Here is a 16,105-nt window from a genome sequence, read left to right as displayed (position 1 = left end):
AAGTGTATTATATATCATAGTACACTTATTACGCATTTGGAGGTGAATATGTTGCACCTTTTATTAGACCCAAGGAGCAATACTCCCCTTTATGAGCAAATTATCCAACAAGTTCGTGAGCATATTGCTCAGGGGATTTTGAAACCAGGTGAAAAAATCCCTTCCATAAGGAGTTTATCCAAGGAGTTAATGATCAATCCAAATACTGTAAGTAAAGCTTACAAGGAGCTGGAAAAGCTTGGGATATTTGAAACTTATCAGGGTTATGGAACTTATATTAATAATCGTCTGGACCAGATGATTGGCAATCAGGAAAAACATCACGTAAAAGAAAAAGTAAAAAAAGTTGTCATTGATAGTATTTATGCTGGTATTCAATTGCATGAGATAACAAAATGGGTGGAGGAATATTATAAGGAAATGGGGGGACATCGGGATGCTTAAAATTGAGGGCTTAACAAAAAGGATTGGAAGTGAAAAGGTACTTAATCATATCCAGCTTCAAGTAAAACCGGGAACCATTACGGGAATTGTTGGGCGTAATGGTGTAGGAAAAACTACTCTTCTACGTACAATGGCGGGAATTCTTAAACCTTCAGAAGGGAGTATTTTATTGAATGAGCAAAATGTTTTATTGAACCCTGATGTTAAACAGGATTTAGTGTTTGTACCAGATACCAGTGATGCATTAAAGCAATACAATAGTAAAGAAATTGTGAAATTATACAAAAAAATATATCCTAAATTTGATGAAGTCTATTTCTATGAATTATTGAACCGTTTCTCGATGAAAAATACAGGTAAGATTAGAAATTTATCAAAGGGACAAAAGGCTTTATTTTCGTTGATTTTAGCGTTTGCTACAAAAGCTGCATATATCCTCTTAGATGAACCAACTGATGGACTTGACGTAATTGTGAAAAAGGAAATCCTGCGATTTATTGCTGGTGAAGTGGCAGAGAGTGAAGTGTCAGTGGTCATTTCTTCTCATCGTTTGGACGAATTAGAGGCACTGGCTGACCATATTGTTGTCTTAAAAGGCGGCAGTGTAGAAACAGAAATGGAAATGGATCAATTAAAACAACAATATCGAAAAATTCAAGTAGCCTATGAATATGACATACCTGATCAGCTCAAAGAACAAGTGCAGATTTTGAGCAAATCAGGTCGGGTCTATGTACTATTAGTTAAACAGGCTGATGATATTCTTGTTGAGCAGCTTTTAAATGAGGAACCTCTATTATTTGAAGAACTGCCTTTATCATTAGAAGATATTTTTGTAGCCAAACTCGGAGGTGATGCATATGCTTCCTAAAGCCCTGCTTATAAAGGAATGGAAACATGCTAAAGTAATTATTTGGGCTATTCTGGTAGTCTATTTAATACAGTTTCCGGTTTTTATTAGTATGAAAATGGAAGAATGGAAAGACTATCAATATGAAAGCTTCTTTCAAAACCGAATGGATTATGAAATTACTTCTGCCTTTACAGGTAATTTTTTGATTGTAATTTCTGTTGGACTTATTTTCATATTAGCCGGGGTTTTGGTAGGATTGGAGCGAAATTCAAAAAGGCATGATTTTTCCCTTGCTCTTCCGTACTCAAAACCATCCATGTTCTTAACGAAAACGTTTTTAGGTTTAGTAAGTGTTTTAGTATCGTATGTGATTAGCTTTTGGATTGGATATTTTATGATCTGGAATTCTGAATTTTCCTATATGTTAAATGAACTTGATTTATTATCAACTTTTGTAGCCCCTTTCCTGGCTTATTTTGTATTATTTACATTTGCCATGTTTATTGGGACTATTGCTGGAGAGATGAAATCACAGGTTGCCCTTAGTATTATTTTTCTATTTTTCCCAGTTGGGGTTATGTACATATTGTCGCAATTCTGGGAAATTCATCATCTAGGTCACTTCGATTTTCCTAAAGAGATTATGCATGTTTTCTGGCCAACTTATCTAACAGGAACGACAATGGAATGGGTGGAACTCCTTTATCCTGTAATGGGAGGTATCATTTTCTTTTTTGCAGGTTTAAAATTATTTGAAAGGGTACCTGCCGAGCATAGTGGTCAATTTCTTGTTTTTTACGGACTGCACCCAGTATTTAAAATAGGGATTCCCGTTTGTTCAGCATTACTTGGAGGTTTTCTATTGTCCGGTATTGTTCCATATCATGCAAGTGAAGGCATACATTTAATCTTTTATTGGATTGGAGCACTTGTTGCCTTAGTTTTTTCATGGATTATTACGAAACGACTGCTTGTCAGAGCTTCTTAAAAAAGGCTCAGTTAAAGTTTCATGTTGATTTTTAGACAAAGCAGATTTCGTAAAGTTTGTTACTCTGCCTTGTCGCAGTTGAAATACACTAGGCTTTCTGCGGGAGGCTCTGTGTATTTCAACTGTTAGTATGACAGCGATCAACGAATTCACTTTGAAAAACTGTCTTCGACAACAAAACAGAACTTCCAATTTATTAAGGAAGTCCTGTGTGTTATTGCTTCTTCAACTAACGTTACCCGTTTGTTCAATAAACAAATGTACTGATTCTATCTTCCATGCTTCATAGTTAAGTTAACTATATTGTTGTAACTATTTTTGCGATGCATGGACATGCCCAACAATAACGATTGTGGGATTATAGCTTTGAATAAGCTCTTCAATCTACATGTGTAAATTCCAAAAACATATAAACAACCAACTATTGTTAATCGTATTACTTATCGTGCAATCAGGCTAACATGTGAGGGAACTAAAAAATGCTTATGTTTTATTAAACCTTTTTTTGTAGTATTCACGTAATTCAAGTGCATTATCTTCCCATTCTATTGTACGACCATGGATTAATTGACCAAGGACATCTAAGCATCTATGCCATCCTGCAGCTATATATATCGCCATTGCTCGATCATCAAACGTATGACTAAATGTCAAGGTGCATCCTTGATCTGTTGTATGTATGCTTATATCTAACAAGTCATCAATTTCCCGAAAACGAAAGGAATATGGGGGATTTAATTCGGTAATAACTGCCTCATAGGTTGCTCCCTCACCATCATCGAACTTTATCTTTCCACCAACACTAAGATCCATCTCTCCAGTTGCAAATGGATACCACTGAGTGAAGTAATCAGGGTCCGTTATCATACGAAATACTTTTTCGGGACTAAATGGATATTTACGTTCAAAAACCAAAACTTGTCTTCCTTCTTTTTCATGGAGCCTACCATCGTTACTCACGAATATTACCTCCTATTTTAAAATGTATTACATTTTCATCGCTTTATCTGCGTACCCTTCTTGAACATTAAAAATGGTGTTACCTTTTCCATTTTAATCCATATCCTGATAATATGTAAATTTATATATAATAAATATAGTATAGTTGATTTCCTTGTTAACCTAAACGGCCCGTACTTTAAGTACAATTTCTCAACGTTAGTAGTCTTCTATTGATTTTACCTTAAATCCCCATTTAACCTTGGATTAAATAAAAATTCACACGAAAATGACAAGCAATTTACACCCACCGCACTATTTATGTCCGACCCTGTGAATAGTAATGTAATCTATAGTGCTATCATCAAGTGGAATTTCCTGTATTTATTGATTTCAAAGTGAAATAAAAAACACGTGAATTCGATTGTGAATTCACGTGCGAAATAGTGTGTGATTTCCTTTGAAACGGAACCGGTTAGGTGTATGTCTCACCTCTAATATTTTGGCAGAGTAGTTCCGTTGACATAAAGGGGAGGAGTTGGATTTTTTACGTACAGTTCTCTCGGAAAGTTCGCCAGAGTTTCGCAGCCGTTGTCCGTAATCCGAATGGCCTCACTAATTTCAACTCCGAATTTTTCATACCATAATCCAGGAATTAAATGTAATGTCATATTGGGTTGAATGACGGTTTGATCTCCAGGGCGAATACTGATGGTATGCTCTCCCCAATCAGGCGGATAACTTAAGCCGACAGAGTAACCTAGACGGGAACGTTTATGAAACCCGTGTTTGGCGATTTCACTTTGCCAAACGTTTTCAATTTCCTCACTTGTAACACCTGGTTTAATAAAATCTAACGTTTGCTTAAGAGCGTCCACAATCACTTTTGAGGTTTCTGCTAATTGCTGTGGTGGTTCACCAATAACCATCGTTCGAGCCAGAGGTGAGTGATAGCGATTATAACAACCCGCAAGCTCAATAATCACAGGATCATTTTGTTGATAACGATCATCAGTCCAAGTAAAATGTGGAGCAGCGGTTTTTCGTCCAGATGGAATCATCGGAACAATAGCTGGATAATCACCCCCATGCTCTGCATTCCCGCTTAATTGTGCTTGAAATATATTTGCGGCAACATCACATTCTCTTACATTGGCATCAATCGTTTCATAGGCTCTTTGCATGGCTAATTCAGCATTTTGAGCTGCTTGTTTCATATAGGCAATTTCCTGTGGAGATTTAATGCATCTCACCCAATTGACAAGCTGATTAGCATCTTTAAAAGTTGCATTAGGTAATTCATGGACCAGTTTTAGATAGGAAAGAGCACTGAAATAATGGGTTTCCATTTCTACACCTATATGTCGGTTGGCCTGCCCAATTTCCTTTAAAATATCTGCTACAAACTCCATAGGATGCTTTTCGTCGGATTGTATATAGTCATCGGGATAAGGTATAATATTATCATTGTTTATCCACGTCGAGATACGGGCACTATTGACATCCATTTCTCTGCCGATCCAAATCGGCTGCTCTTCATCAATCATCACAATAACCATTTGATGAACATAAAAGGACCAAGCGTCATATCCAGTTAAATAATTCATATTTGAAGGGTTAACCAGTAATAAGACTTCGATTCCTTGCTCATTCATTCTTTGCTTTGTTTGATGCATTCTTTCTTTGTATTCTTCCACCTTAAACATCCTCGTCACTCCTTTCCTGTAGCTTAAAGAGACCTTATATGGCCAAAGTTTAAGATAAATTGAAGCAAACCACCTTAGGATCTGTCATTTCATTGATAGCAAATTGAATTCCTTCCCGGCCAATACCTGAGTTTTTTACACCTCCGAATGGCATGGCATCAATTCGATAATCACTACTATCATTGACCATAACTCCGCCTACATTTAGTTTATGAATCGCTTGGAAAGCGCGTTCCAGATTTTTTGTGAAAATTCCAGCCTGCAGACCAAAATCAACATTATTTGACTTTTCAATCGCCTCGTTTAAGTCCGATACAGCGTATAAGATGACTACGGGACCAAATACTTCTTCCGTAGCAAGAATGCAGTGTTCAGGCAGTTGTTCTAACACAGTAGGATCATAAAAGGCACCACTACGCTTTCCCCCACAGAGTAAATGTGCTCCATTTTCAACCGCATCATTTACCCAGTTTTCAACTCTCAATGCTTCTTTTTCTGTAATGAGAGGCCCCATGTCCGTGTCTGGTGAAAGTTTATCTCCTATTACATAATTTTTTGTCCGTTCAACAAATTTGGTTTTAAAGTCTTCATAAATATCTTCCTCCACATATATACGTTGAACACCAATACAGTTTTGGCCGGCTGCAGCATAGGATCCGGAAATAGTTGACTCAACAGCCTGATCTAAGTCGGAATCACTTAACACAATAGCCGGAGAATTTGAACCCAGCTCCATACCAAGCTTTTTCACACCAGATTTAGCGGTAATATCCTGACCTGTTTCAACTCCACCGGTAAAAGAAATCATTCGAATGTCTTCATTTTCAATTAGTAAATCCCCAATTTCACTTCCGCGACCGGTTATAACACTGAGTACTTTCTTTGGTAAACCGGCTTCTTCCATCAATGCAGCAAGTTTTAGTGCGCTTAATGGAGTGGTAGAGGCTGGCTTTACAATTAATGCATTCCCGCTTGCTACAGCAGGGCCAACTTTGTGGGCAACAAGATTTAAAGGGTCATTAAAAGGAGTGATGGCGGCAATGAGTCCGATTGGAAAACGGTAGTAATAACCAACACGATTTTCACTACCAGGCCGCTGATCAAAAGATATGGTTTCTCCTTTAATCCGTCTTGCTTCCTCAGCGCTGATTTGCAGTGTTTCAATTGCTCTGTTGACTTCTCCCTCTGCTTCTCGAATGGTTTTACTTCCTTCTTTTGCAATGGTTTCTGCAAATTCAATCTTTCGTTCTGATAAAAGGCTGGCGGCACGGTTTAAGATGGAAATGCGTTTGTGAACGGGAATCTCTGCAGCAATCTTTACTCCTTTTTTGGCTTCTTCTATAGTGTTGATCATGTCTTCTTTACTTGCTGAAGGTACACTTGCAATAAGTTCATTATTTTGGGGATTCAATACGTCAATCTTTTGATTACGATTTACCCATTCTCCACCGATACACATTTTGACTTGCTGAACTTGTGCTTTCATGATTTGACACTCCTTTCTTAAAAAACCTTCATCTATACACTAAACATTATTTTTATCATGTGAACTGGCCGTAAATCTAAGAGAATTCATGATAAGAAGGAGTAGTAGAAGACGGCCAGTATCATGCTAATAGGTCTCCTGCTAATGAGTGAATCCTCCCACTGATTGAAGGTTATTGAATCACATTTCGTTCGATATTAATGAGATCAATTAAAAGGGAGTATCCTGTTTCGATAATTCCAGCACCAGCCCCCATCAAGGTAATAGGGCCTGATAAATCACATTCATAGGTAATGGCATTAATGGCTCCTTGAACACCAGCAAGAGGGTCTGTCATATCTACTGTTTCTGGTTTTACAGATGCGTAGACCTGATCATCCTGTTTGGTAATTCGACCAAGCATTTTCCAACGTTTATTTTCCTGCTTTGCCTGCTCAATATCATCAATTGTCAGGCTTGAAATTCCTTCACAGATAACATCTTCCTTTGTTAATGGAATATCCATAATTACATTGGCCAAAATAACGACTTTATAAAGAGCATCATATCCTTCTACGTCACTGGTAGGATCTGCTTCTGCATATCCTAACTCTTGAGCTTGTTTTAAAGCGTCTTCGTACGTCTTCCCGGCTTCCATTTGTGTAAGAATGTAATTGGTTGTTCCGTTCAAAATCCCTCGTATTTCCTGAATTTCATTTCCTGTTAAGGAGACAAGGGGCATTCGAAGTGCAGGTGTTCCACTCATGACCGTACCTTCAAAACCCCAATGCACTCCTTTTTCTTTTGCAAGCTCACTCAGTTCATCATGAGCAATCGCAACCGGTCCTTTGTTGCTCATCACGACATTTTTCCCATTTTCGAAAGCAGCTTTACAATGATCAATGGCTGGTTGACCTGTTTGAACATCGGTATAGGTGATTTCGACAATGGTATCTGCATTAGACTTTTCAATCGTCGTTAAACTATCCCAGCCTTTTATAAGTCCTTCCGTATCTGGATAATCCTCTAACTGGCCTGAGTTATCCATAATGCTGGCGATTTTAGCTAAATCGAGGCCATTAGGATGGTGAATCGCTCCTTTTTTCATATCCGATATGGACACTACTTCGATATCCAGGCCTAAACCTTCATTTAGCTGTTTTCCCTTATTTATTAATATGTTCATCAATCCTTGACCGACTCCACCAAATCCGATAAAGGCAATTTTATGGCTCATGTTATTCCCTCCCTCTATTCAAGTGAATATTCACCTTTTAAAAACCGGCACACTGTTTCGGATAGAATGGTTACACCGTAAATAAGTGCCTCTTCATCAATATCAAATTCAGGCATGTGAAGCCCGCGGTTTGGCAGGCTGTCTTTTTTGGCTCCAAGAAATAGCATTGCACTTGGAACAGTCTCAGCCATATGACTAAAATCTTCTCCAGCCATACCAAATGGCTCGTGCTTAATGGTAAAAGAAGGGAGAAGACTTTGGATCGTTTGCTCATACCAGTTTGTAATAGCAGGATGATTATAGAGTACAGGCTCCCCATGATTGATGTTTAACTCATAACTTCCACCCATAGATTCCGAGATTTTTAGTGTATCTTCCAGTTCTATTTTTAATTGCTTACGAATAGCAGGATGATAGCTTCGTATGGTTCCTTGGAGTATAACCTCATTTGGTATGACGTTATAGGATGGAGTCGTTCCGATATGGGTTACAGATATAACTGAAGATTCCAGTGGTGAAATGGTTCGAGCTGTAATACTCTGGATGGCAGGTAAAATACTGCCTAACATTCTAATCGGGTCCTTAACAAGGTGAGGATATGCAGCATGCCCACCCGAACCTTTAATCGCGGCTCGAAAGGTATCGACACTTGCCATGCTGTACCCTTCGCTTAAAGTTACTGTACTGACGGACTCTTCAGGATTCATATGCAGGGCAATAGCTGCATCGACATTTTCTAATACACCTGCCTTCATCAGGTAAGGGGCTCCTGTGAACCCATGATCATCTGTATCTTCCTCAGCAGGTTGAAAAATAAATATGATTTTACCAGAAAGTTCTCCCTGCCTCATTTTTTGGGCGAGTATTTTAGCTGTACCCAGGGCGATTGTCGTATGAGCATCATGGCCACATGCATGCATAACACCCTTATTTTGTGAACGATAGGCTAGCTGATTTTCTTCTAATATGGGTAAAGCATCAATATCAGCACGAATGGCGATGGTCGGTCCGCTTCCACTGGAAATGGAGCCGACTACGCCTGTATTTAGTCCGATTTCGTCTTTACCTGTTTGAACTGTTATTCCTTTAATGGTGTTTAAAACGTTTTTAATATAGGCTGTCGTCTCGTATTCTTGAAAGCTCAATTCTGGATACTGGTGCAGCTTTCGTCTAATATCGATTAATTCATCTTTAATGGCTTGTGCTTCTGTTAATAGACTCATGTAGCACATCACTCCTTGAAGTACGGTTGATTTAGTTTTTTACGGCAATGTAGGATAAAGCATTTTCTAAATCTGCTAGTAAATCATCCACATCTTCAATTCCTACGGAGTATCGAACTAAGCCTTCTGGAATACCGAGTGCTTTACGTTCTTCTGGTGTACATTCGACGTGACTTGTTGTACGGGCTGGACCAACAACTGTTTCAACGGATCCTAAGTTTGCAGCCCGATTGGCATATTGAAGTCTGGGTAAGAATTCTCTTACACCATCGAGTCCTTCCTTAAGGGAGAAACTCAACATGCCACCGAAATATTTCATTTGTTTTTTGGCAATATCATGATTTGGATGGGTCTCAAGCCCTGGATAAAAGACCGCATCAATAGCTTCATGCTGTTTTAAATAGTTGGCTATTTTCATCGCACTGGCCGATTGACGTTCATTACGTAAATGAAGAGTCTTCATTCCTCGTAGTAGCAGATAAGCAGCCATAGGGTCAAGTGTGGCTCCATTAATTTCACGATAATGATAGATTTGTTCTACTAAGTCTTCACTGCCGCACACGACTCCGCCAAGAGCATCGGCGTGCCCACCTAAAAACTTCGTTGCACTATGAATGACCAGATCAGCCCCTAAAGCCAGTGGATTCTGGTTCATTGGTGTGGCAAAGGTATTATCCACAAACACAAGGGCATCTACAGCTTTAGCGGCTTTTACCATTCGCTTAATATCCGTGATTTTAACGGTTGGGTTTGTAGGTGTTTCAAGATAAAGAAGATTACAGCCTTTAGCAATTTCTGTTTCCATTTGCTCATGATTAGCTGTTTCGCATAGTTCGACATCAATATTAAGCTTAGGCAAAAATTCCGAGAAGATTTTGTTTGTTCCACCATAAGTATCCTTAATTGATACAACCCGGTCACCAGGCTTTAAAAAAGTAGATAAGGAGTTACTAATGGCTGCCATCCCTGTTGAAAAACTGGTAGCACTTTCTGCTCCTTCCAAAATTTTTACTTTATCCTCGAAAGCCTGCACGGTCGGATTTGTATTTCTGCCGTAAATATGTCCTTCTTTTTCCCCAATAGCTACTTCAAACCATTCATCTACATCTTCATAGCCAAAGGAAACACTGTGAACAACTGGAACTTGTGTTGCTCCATGAGCCAGGTAATCTCTTTCACCAGCCCATACGGTTTTTGTTGCATTTGTCAGGTTATGAATCTTTGTCATGAGTCAACCTCTCCTTTCATATTTGTGAATGAAAAGATTTTATAAAAAGTGTTTAACGTGTTTGTTAAATGCTTTTTATCTATAAATCGATATATTTTTATGATATTATACAAAGAAAAAAATGAATATTCGCAAATTTGTATGAAATTATTCTTTTTTCTTTTGTCATTTTTATAAAAGAAGATGGGAGGTATCCCAGTGAGACTTGCGATGGAAGAGATTTTTCAGCTGGATTTGCTTAATAAGGGTAAGGTTATAACAGCGAATCATACCATCAGTGATTCCATTGTTGAATGGATTTCTGTAATTGAAATGCCTGTTGAAAACTTTGTAAGAAAAAATGAATTCGTCTTAACAACAGGAGTAGGCTGTAAAGATGATGAGGAATTATTATTTCAATTTGTAAGAGAAGTGATTGAATCCGAGGCGTCAGGTCTTGCCATTGCGATTGGCCGTTACATTCATGAATTGCCGACACGGATGATTGATTTTGCCAATGACCATGATTTTCCGATTATTTTATTACCCTGGGAAATTCGCTTCGCTGACATTATACAAATCGTACTTAATGCGTTAAAGCAGGAAGAAGAACGTTTGGTTGAGCAGAATAAAGAAATTCAACAGGAATTGCTTAACCTTATTTTAAAAAATGGCAGCTTTTATGATGTTTCCGATTATATTGAAAAGAAGCTGGATAAAGGAGTTATCATTACTGATACTAGGGGACGTGTGAAAGGAAAAAGCAAAGGTGCAGCTAAACTGGAGAGAACATGGACAGAATTTTTGCAATCAGAGGATTATAGTTATATGGTTACTTCTTTTGAAAACAACAATCAATATAGTACCTCTCCAAATGCGCGGGTGATGTCGATTGAAGGTAAAAATATATTACAATTTCTGGTCCAATCAGCCAGTGAAATACAGGGATTTGTCATTGTTGAGGGCTTAACTGATGATGACGTGGATTATTTATTAGGACAGCAGACTGTTCATTTACTGGAGCATGCTGTTACAGCGATAGCCCTTTGCTTTTTAAAGGAAAATACCATTATTGAGACTGAACTAAAGCTAAGAGACGATTTTGTGTGGAGTTTGGCAAAGGAAAAGGATACTTCCTGGGATCAGGTGCTTTCGAGGGCGAAATCCTTAAAGTATAACGTCAATCTGCCTTATGTATGTGTGATTGGTTATCCTGAAAACTTTATGGAAGTGTTTCAAAAAAATCTGGACCAATCTACTTATGAGCATTGGGAACAGACGATTACAAGAAGAATAGAAGATGAAATCTATTATTCTGGAAAATCGATTGCCAGTCAAACGATGATTACCTTTCAGCGTGATCATTTTATTATCTTTTTGGAAATTAGTCACCATCAAGTCACAGAAACGGTGGACCAATTCTTTTACCATCTGGAGAAACGCTTAAATCAATTTATGCCGGAGCTTATTTTCAGCTGGGGGATAAGTAAAACCGCTGGACTTCGCTGTTTTTATGAGAGCTATCAGGAGGCTCAGAAGGCCTTAGAAATTGGTCGTCGTCAGAAAGGGCCCGGATTTCAAAATATGTACGCGGATACACGAGTGGACCGGGCACTAATGAATCTTGTTCATGATGAAGAGCTTAGGAATATTACAGATCAGACGATTGGAACTTTATTAAAATATGACCAGGAGCGGGGAATTAATCTTGTGTATACCTTTTCGGTTTACAATAAAAACCGGGGGAATGTGAGTCAAACTGCCAGAGAATTAAACTTACACAGGCAATCTTTACTATATCGTCTAAGAAAAATTGAATCGTTAACAGATTGTGATTTGGATAAACCTGATGATATGTTTCTGATTAATCTTTGTATAAGGCTTTGGACTTTAGGGATTTTGGATAACCGAAATGAAGTCATTTAAATGATATAGAAGAGCAGGGGGATAGGCTATTATGGATTCAATTCAAGCAAAAATAACTCAAAGTATGGATACGATAAAAAATGTTATCATGGGGCAGGATGAAGCGATTGAATTATTATTTACTGCCCTATTAGCAAATGGTCATGTGCTTTTAGAAAGTGTGCCTGGTTCTGGAAAAACGAAGCTTGCAAAGAGCTTTGCGCAAGTGGTGGTTGGTCAATATGGGCGGGTGCAATTCACTCCGGATGTTCTGCCTGGTGATGTTACAGGTCTTCAATTTTATAATCCAAAGACACAGGAATTTGAATTAAGAGTAGGTCCGGTGATGACCAATATATTATTAGCCGATGAAATCAACCGGGCTACACCCAAAACCCAGTCCAGTCTATTAGAGGTAATGGAAGAAAACCAGACAACTATAGATGGGGAGACTTTCTTTTTGGATCCTCCCTTCATGGTGATTGCTACCCAGAATCCAATTGAATCAAACCAGGGTACCTTTCCTCTTCCTGAAGCGCAATTGGACCGATTTTTGCTGAAAATAAATATGGATTATCCTTCTTTGGATATTGAGAAGAAAATTTTAGATAAGTACAGGATGGATGATCCTTTAAATGATATTACATCGCCAAGTCTGTTAAAGGATGAGATTTTCATTATGCAAGAGGAAGTCAAAAAGATTCGGCTGGGGGAAACTGTAACAGAGTATCTGTTAAATATTGTACGACAAACACGGCAGCATGCTGACATTGAGTTGGGAATAAGTACAAGAGGAGCACTTGCTCTTATAAGAGGAAGAAACTATGTGAGACCTGAGGATGTAAAGGAAATGGCTCCTTATGTTTTTGCTCATCGTCTTGTTTTGTCAATGGAAGCATCGCTGCAGAAAAATTCAGGACAAGTGGTTGCTGATATATTGGAGTTCATTGAAGTTCCAGTAGAGATTGGAGAAAGAGATTAATATGCAATGGGAAAAGCAATTCAACCAAAGTAAGTATTATGAACTTCTCGCCATTATCAGTATAATCACCTTTTTGATTAGCTTAATTTTCAAGCAGTCCCTATTATTTTTACTTGTTGGCTTGTTAATAATCTTTATTATCCTAAGTAGGCGATATCACCGGATAGCAGGCAAATCCTTAGTATTAAACCATTCAAAAAAACAAATTCGCCTTTTTCCTGGACAAGAAACGACTATTGATTTTAATTTTACTCACCACTCCTTACTTCCTGTGGTTAATGGTACGTTCTCTTTCCTGATTCACGATATAATAGATATTTTGAGATTCAAGGCTACTAAAGTGAAGGGAAAAGATCATTATGAAATACCCTTATCTATTCTCTCGAGAGGTGAGACTAAGCTAATAATCCCAATAAAAGCTTATAAACGAGGGGTTACACAAATTACCAATATTCACTATCAATATCCTCATCTTATTAATTTTCGGTCGATTAGTTTAAGGTTTCGCCCTTTTTATCAAACAGAAATTCTTGTTTATCCATCGTCTTTACCTGTTTATGGGATAGAGGAAACAAACTATGAGACGATAGGGGAACAAAGGGTGCGATTTTCACCCTTCGAGGATGTGTTGCAACCAGTGGGAACAAGGGATTATCAACCAACAGATCCTTTTAAACGAATTCATTGGAAGGCTTCAGCCAAAAGACAATCCCTGCAGACAAAGGTGTATGAAAAGACGAGGGACCATTCCTGGGTTTTGATTGTTAATCTCAGTGCCAGGACTCGATTAGGTAATATTTATTGGGATGAAAGTATGGAAAACCGATTATCCTATATCGCCTATGTCTGTCAGTATTTGACGAATAAGGGTGTTTCATTTGAACTATATTTAAATACCAATCAAGGCAACCTTCAATCCGGAGAAGGTAAAGAGCATTTGAAAAAAGCTATGGAAATGCTGGCAAAGGTATCGAATAATCAGAACCTTATTCATACCTCTCGATTATTTCTTCGGGTAGATCAACGTTTAGAACAGCCACAAACTGTTGTCTGCTTTGGGGATTTATATGAAGAAAACCAGTCCTATCTATTAAAATGGCAGAACCAGGGTGTGAAAGTCTACCATGTAAAGGAAACTCAATCAGGGGCATATATGGTACCAGTACTTAAAGCAGGTGAGCAGTATGGATAAATGGAACCAAGTCCTTTCATTTCTTCAGGTCACAATCATCATTTATCTTATCTTTATGCCGATTAATTACCTTATAAATGCCCCTTTGCTATTTCCTGAATACATAATTGCTGTCTTCTTGTTAGGTGTATTGTTGGCTGAAATTAGACAAAGGGTTACGACCTATGCTCCATATATATTATTGATTCCAATTGTCATCTTTGTTTGTATGTATTTTTTCAAGCTTTCGTGGTTTGTTGCCATTGTACTTGGCTTTACACTTATTTTTGTATTCATTCACCAATTGAAAGAAGGAAGTACTGAAAAGGAGACAGCAATCCTGCTTACGACCTTTTTATTGGCAGTTGCAGAAGCACTTATTTTCTCAAATCCTGATGTAATCTGGGTGGCCATGGTACAATTTTTTCTTCTGTTTATAGGCTTTTATACCAGACATTATATATCCCATCAACAAAAGACAGAACAAGAGTTGACCTTTACTCAGATGATAAAGATTCCTGGACTGCTTTCTCTAATCTTTTTGTTTATAAGCTTTCTATTTCTATTATTCTTTGAACCTGTTCGGTCTATTTTTAAAACGCTACTTCATTGGTTAGCGGTATTTCTAACATACATTTTAAGGGTAGTTGGGTTTGGAATTGATTTAACAGGAATTACCAATATAGATGTAGAGCCATCTGAACAGTCTTCCATGAGTAAAATAGACGAAAATATGAATCAAAATCAGTATCAGTTTTTAGGTGAAGATGCACAAGCAGTTATCAATCAGTCTGTAAATGTGCTGATTTGGATTGGTTTTTTTCTGTTGGTTGTCACGGCGCTATATCTTACAAAGAAGTTTTTTAACGGGAGCTCGTTGGCTATAAGGCAAAACAAAAGCAGACTGACGTTTATTTTTCTGATTACGGAGATGGTGACAATCGGGATCGTTTGCGTCGCTCCCTTTTTCAGCGTTTTTCCAGAAAGCCGAATCACCTGGCACGCCGATTATTTTATCAATTTGAACAATTTGCGATAAAGTCAGGGTACGGACGCAAGCCTTATGAGACGATAGAGGATTGGTTTTACCGTGTTGATTTGACTTTATCTGATGTGGATTTGTATCAAAGGGTCAGATATGGGGAAGAAGATATTTCACTGAAGGAGGTCAAACAGTTAAAAGAAGATTTGGATGCCAAAAGACAACAACTGAAAAGCAGAGTGAAAGAGGAAGAGGGTGACTAGTGATACCCTGTCTTCCTTTTTTTATGTCGTAAAGAAATAAAATATACTCATCACAATAATAAGGCTTACTCCAATAGACGTACCCAGGTAAACAAAGGATTGTATCCATTTTTTTTGTTCAATTAGCTTAATCGTTTCTAAACTAAAGGTTGAATAAGTGGTAAACGCACCGCAAAAACCAATACCAAAGATATGTAACCAGTGATTTTGAAAATCAAAAGCAAGAATGAAACCTAGTAAAATGGATCCTAAGATATTGACAATCCAGGTCCCCCAGGGAAAATCGTTTTGGTTTAGCCAATGACTTATCCAGGCACGTGAGAAGGCTCCAAAGCATCCTCCTAGAAAAACTCCCATCATGACCGCTCACTTCCAAACTGTTTTGACATCCATGTATAACTTATTCCACTAAAAAATAATCCCCCCGCTATACTTACGAAAATATATAGAAAAAACAATAGACTATGACCACTTTGAAGCAGCTCTATACTTTCAGTAGAGAAGGTAGAAAAGGTTGTAAAGGAACCAATCATTCCTGTTCCAATCACTTTTTTTAGATTGGGATCTAAAGTGGGAAGCAAAAGAATGAATGGTAATAATAAACACCCAATGTAATTCGTAATTAGTGTCGCCCACGGAAATGCTGAATAATCAATGATTAAAGACAGCGCATAGCGTAAACTTGCACCGATTCCTCCTCCTATTGAAATGCCTATCCAAATTAGCTTTGACACATGTAA

Annotated in this window: 16 protein-coding genes; 8 read left to right on the top strand and 8 right to left on the bottom strand. The window is 38.0% G+C overall.

Annotation, left to right across the window (positions count from 1 at the left end; translation table 11 throughout):
• Positions 1-48 precede the first annotated feature (48 nt).
• Genes BMX63_RS00595 through BMX63_RS00585 form a run of 3 tightly spaced genes read left to right on the top strand, consistent with a single transcriptional unit; the run spans position 49 to position 2,285 of the window.
• Positions 49-444, top strand: a complete 396-nt coding sequence (locus BMX63_RS00595) for a GntR family transcriptional regulator (RefSeq protein ID WP_245732660.1) — start codon at positions 49-51, stop codon at positions 442-444.
• Positions 437-1,315 (top strand): ABC transporter ATP-binding protein, encoded by an 879-nt coding sequence (locus BMX63_RS00590; protein WP_093130919.1) that lies wholly within the window; start codon positions 437-439, stop codon positions 1,313-1,315. The genes BMX63_RS00595 and BMX63_RS00590 overlap by 8 nt, the downstream gene beginning before the upstream one ends.
• Positions 1,305-2,285 carry a hypothetical protein gene (locus BMX63_RS00585; RefSeq protein ID WP_093130917.1) on the top strand — a complete coding sequence of 327 codons (981 nt, stop codon included), beginning with the start codon at positions 1,305-1,307 and terminating at the stop codon, positions 2,283-2,285. The genes BMX63_RS00590 and BMX63_RS00585 overlap by 11 nt, the downstream gene beginning before the upstream one ends.
• Before the next feature lie 483 nt (positions 2,286-2,768).
• Here BMX63_RS00585 and BMX63_RS00580 read toward each other — a convergent pair whose 3' ends face one another.
• The 6 genes from BMX63_RS00580 to BMX63_RS00555 form a co-directional block, all read right to left on the bottom strand.
• Positions 2,769-3,245 carry an SRPBCC family protein gene (locus tag BMX63_RS00580; RefSeq protein WP_093130915.1) on the bottom strand — a complete coding sequence of 159 codons (477 nt, stop codon included), beginning with the start codon at positions 3,243-3,245 and terminating at the stop codon, positions 2,769-2,771.
• A 473-nt stretch (positions 3,246-3,718) separates the two neighbouring features.
• Entirely contained in the window at positions 3,719-4,930 is a 1,212-nt protein-coding gene (locus tag BMX63_RS00575) for a M24 family metallopeptidase (protein WP_093130913.1), read from the bottom strand.
• A 49-nt stretch (positions 4,931-4,979) separates the two neighbouring features.
• Positions 4,980-6,416: an aldehyde dehydrogenase family protein gene (locus BMX63_RS00570; protein WP_093130911.1), complete on the bottom strand. Its 1,437-nt coding sequence runs from the start codon at positions 6,414-6,416 to the stop codon at positions 4,980-4,982.
• 172 nt (positions 6,417-6,588) lie between these two features.
• Entirely contained in the window at positions 6,589-7,632 is a 1,044-nt protein-coding gene (locus tag BMX63_RS00565) for a homoserine dehydrogenase (RefSeq protein ID WP_093130909.1), read from the bottom strand.
• A 14-nt stretch (positions 7,633-7,646) separates the two neighbouring features.
• Positions 7,647-8,855 carry a M20 metallopeptidase family protein gene (locus BMX63_RS00560; protein ID WP_245732659.1) on the bottom strand — a complete coding sequence of 403 codons (1,209 nt, stop codon included), beginning with the start codon at positions 8,853-8,855 and terminating at the stop codon, positions 7,647-7,649.
• A 31-nt stretch (positions 8,856-8,886) separates the two neighbouring features.
• Positions 8,887-10,083 carry a cystathionine gamma-synthase family protein gene (locus BMX63_RS00555; RefSeq protein WP_093130905.1) on the bottom strand — a complete coding sequence of 399 codons (1,197 nt, stop codon included), beginning with the start codon at positions 10,081-10,083 and terminating at the stop codon, positions 8,887-8,889.
• Between the two features lie 198 nt (positions 10,084-10,281).
• Between BMX63_RS00555 and BMX63_RS00550 the strand changes: the two genes are divergently transcribed.
• Genes BMX63_RS00550 through BMX63_RS17800 form a run of 5 tightly spaced genes read left to right on the top strand, consistent with a single transcriptional unit; the run spans position 10,282 to position 15,365 of the window.
• Positions 10,282-11,988 (top strand): PucR family transcriptional regulator, encoded by a 1,707-nt coding sequence (locus BMX63_RS00550; RefSeq protein ID WP_177167111.1) that lies wholly within the window; start codon positions 10,282-10,284, stop codon positions 11,986-11,988.
• A 31-nt stretch (positions 11,989-12,019) separates the two neighbouring features.
• Positions 12,020-12,949: an AAA family ATPase gene (locus tag BMX63_RS00545; RefSeq protein WP_093130901.1), complete on the top strand. Its 930-nt coding sequence runs from the start codon at positions 12,020-12,022 to the stop codon at positions 12,947-12,949.
• Position 12,950: 1 nt separating this feature from the next.
• Positions 12,951-14,141 carry a DUF58 domain-containing protein gene (locus tag BMX63_RS00540; protein ID WP_093130899.1) on the top strand — a complete coding sequence of 397 codons (1,191 nt, stop codon included), beginning with the start codon at positions 12,951-12,953 and terminating at the stop codon, positions 14,139-14,141.
• Positions 14,134-15,159, top strand: a complete 1,026-nt coding sequence (locus BMX63_RS00535) for a hypothetical protein (RefSeq protein WP_093130897.1) — start codon at positions 14,134-14,136, stop codon at positions 15,157-15,159. The genes BMX63_RS00540 and BMX63_RS00535 overlap by 8 nt, the downstream gene beginning before the upstream one ends.
• A 59-nt stretch (positions 15,160-15,218) precedes the next feature.
• Positions 15,219-15,365, top strand: a complete 147-nt coding sequence (locus BMX63_RS17800; protein ID WP_177167110.1) for a hypothetical protein — start codon at positions 15,219-15,221, stop codon at positions 15,363-15,365.
• Between the two features lie 21 nt (positions 15,366-15,386).
• Here the strand turns inward: BMX63_RS17800 and BMX63_RS00530 are convergent, their stop codons facing one another.
• Positions 15,387-15,725 carry a fluoride efflux transporter FluC gene (locus tag BMX63_RS00530; RefSeq protein WP_093130895.1) on the bottom strand — a complete coding sequence of 113 codons (339 nt, stop codon included), beginning with the start codon at positions 15,723-15,725 and terminating at the stop codon, positions 15,387-15,389.
• A complete protein-coding gene (locus BMX63_RS00525; protein WP_177167109.1) occupies positions 15,722-16,099 on the bottom strand; it encodes a fluoride efflux transporter FluC in 378 nt (125 codons plus the stop codon). The genes BMX63_RS00530 and BMX63_RS00525 overlap by 4 nt, the downstream gene beginning before the upstream one ends.
• Positions 16,100-16,105 lie beyond the last annotated feature (6 nt).

This window comes from Salinibacillus kushneri, from assembly GCF_900111405.1.
In the GTDB taxonomy this organism is placed as follows: Bacteria; Bacillota; Bacilli; order Bacillales; family Alkalibacillaceae; genus Salinibacillus; species Salinibacillus kushneri.
This window is presented reverse-complemented; position numbering and strand designations above follow the sequence as displayed.

Excerpts from the sequence above, each read along its gene's own strand:
- BMX63_RS00595 (WP_245732660.1), top strand. The coding sequence starts at position 49 with ATGTTGCACCTTTTATTAGACCCAAGGAGCAATACTCCCCTTTATGAG.
- BMX63_RS00590 (WP_093130919.1), top strand. The coding sequence starts at position 437 with ATGCTTAAAATTGAGGGCTTAACAAAAAGGATTGGAAGTGAAAAGGTA.
- BMX63_RS00585 (WP_093130917.1), top strand. The coding sequence starts at position 1,305 with ATGCTTCCTAAAGCCCTGCTTATAAAGGAATGGAAACATGCTAAAGTA.
- BMX63_RS00575 (WP_093130913.1), bottom strand. The coding sequence starts at position 4,930 with ATGTTTAAGGTGGAAGAATACAAAGAAAGAATGCATCAAACAAAGCAA.
- BMX63_RS00570 (WP_093130911.1), bottom strand. The coding sequence starts at position 6,416 with ATGAAAGCACAAGTTCAGCAAGTCAAAATGTGTATCGGTGGAGAATGG.
- BMX63_RS00565 (WP_093130909.1), bottom strand. The coding sequence starts at position 7,632 with ATGAGCCATAAAATTGCCTTTATCGGATTTGGTGGAGTCGGTCAAGGA.
- BMX63_RS00560 (WP_245732659.1), bottom strand. The coding sequence starts at position 8,855 with ATGAGTCTATTAACAGAAGCACAAGCCATTAAAGATGAATTAATCGAT.
- BMX63_RS00555 (WP_093130905.1), bottom strand. The coding sequence starts at position 10,083 with ATGACAAAGATTCATAACCTGACAAATGCAACAAAAACCGTATGGGCT.
- BMX63_RS00545 (WP_093130901.1), top strand. The coding sequence starts at position 12,020 with ATGGATTCAATTCAAGCAAAAATAACTCAAAGTATGGATACGATAAAA.
- BMX63_RS00540 (WP_093130899.1), top strand. The coding sequence starts at position 12,951 with ATGCAATGGGAAAAGCAATTCAACCAAAGTAAGTATTATGAACTTCTC.
- BMX63_RS00535 (WP_093130897.1), top strand. The coding sequence starts at position 14,134 with ATGGATAAATGGAACCAAGTCCTTTCATTTCTTCAGGTCACAATCATC.
- BMX63_RS00530 (WP_093130895.1), bottom strand. The coding sequence starts at position 15,725 with ATGATGGGAGTTTTTCTAGGAGGATGCTTTGGAGCCTTCTCACGTGCC.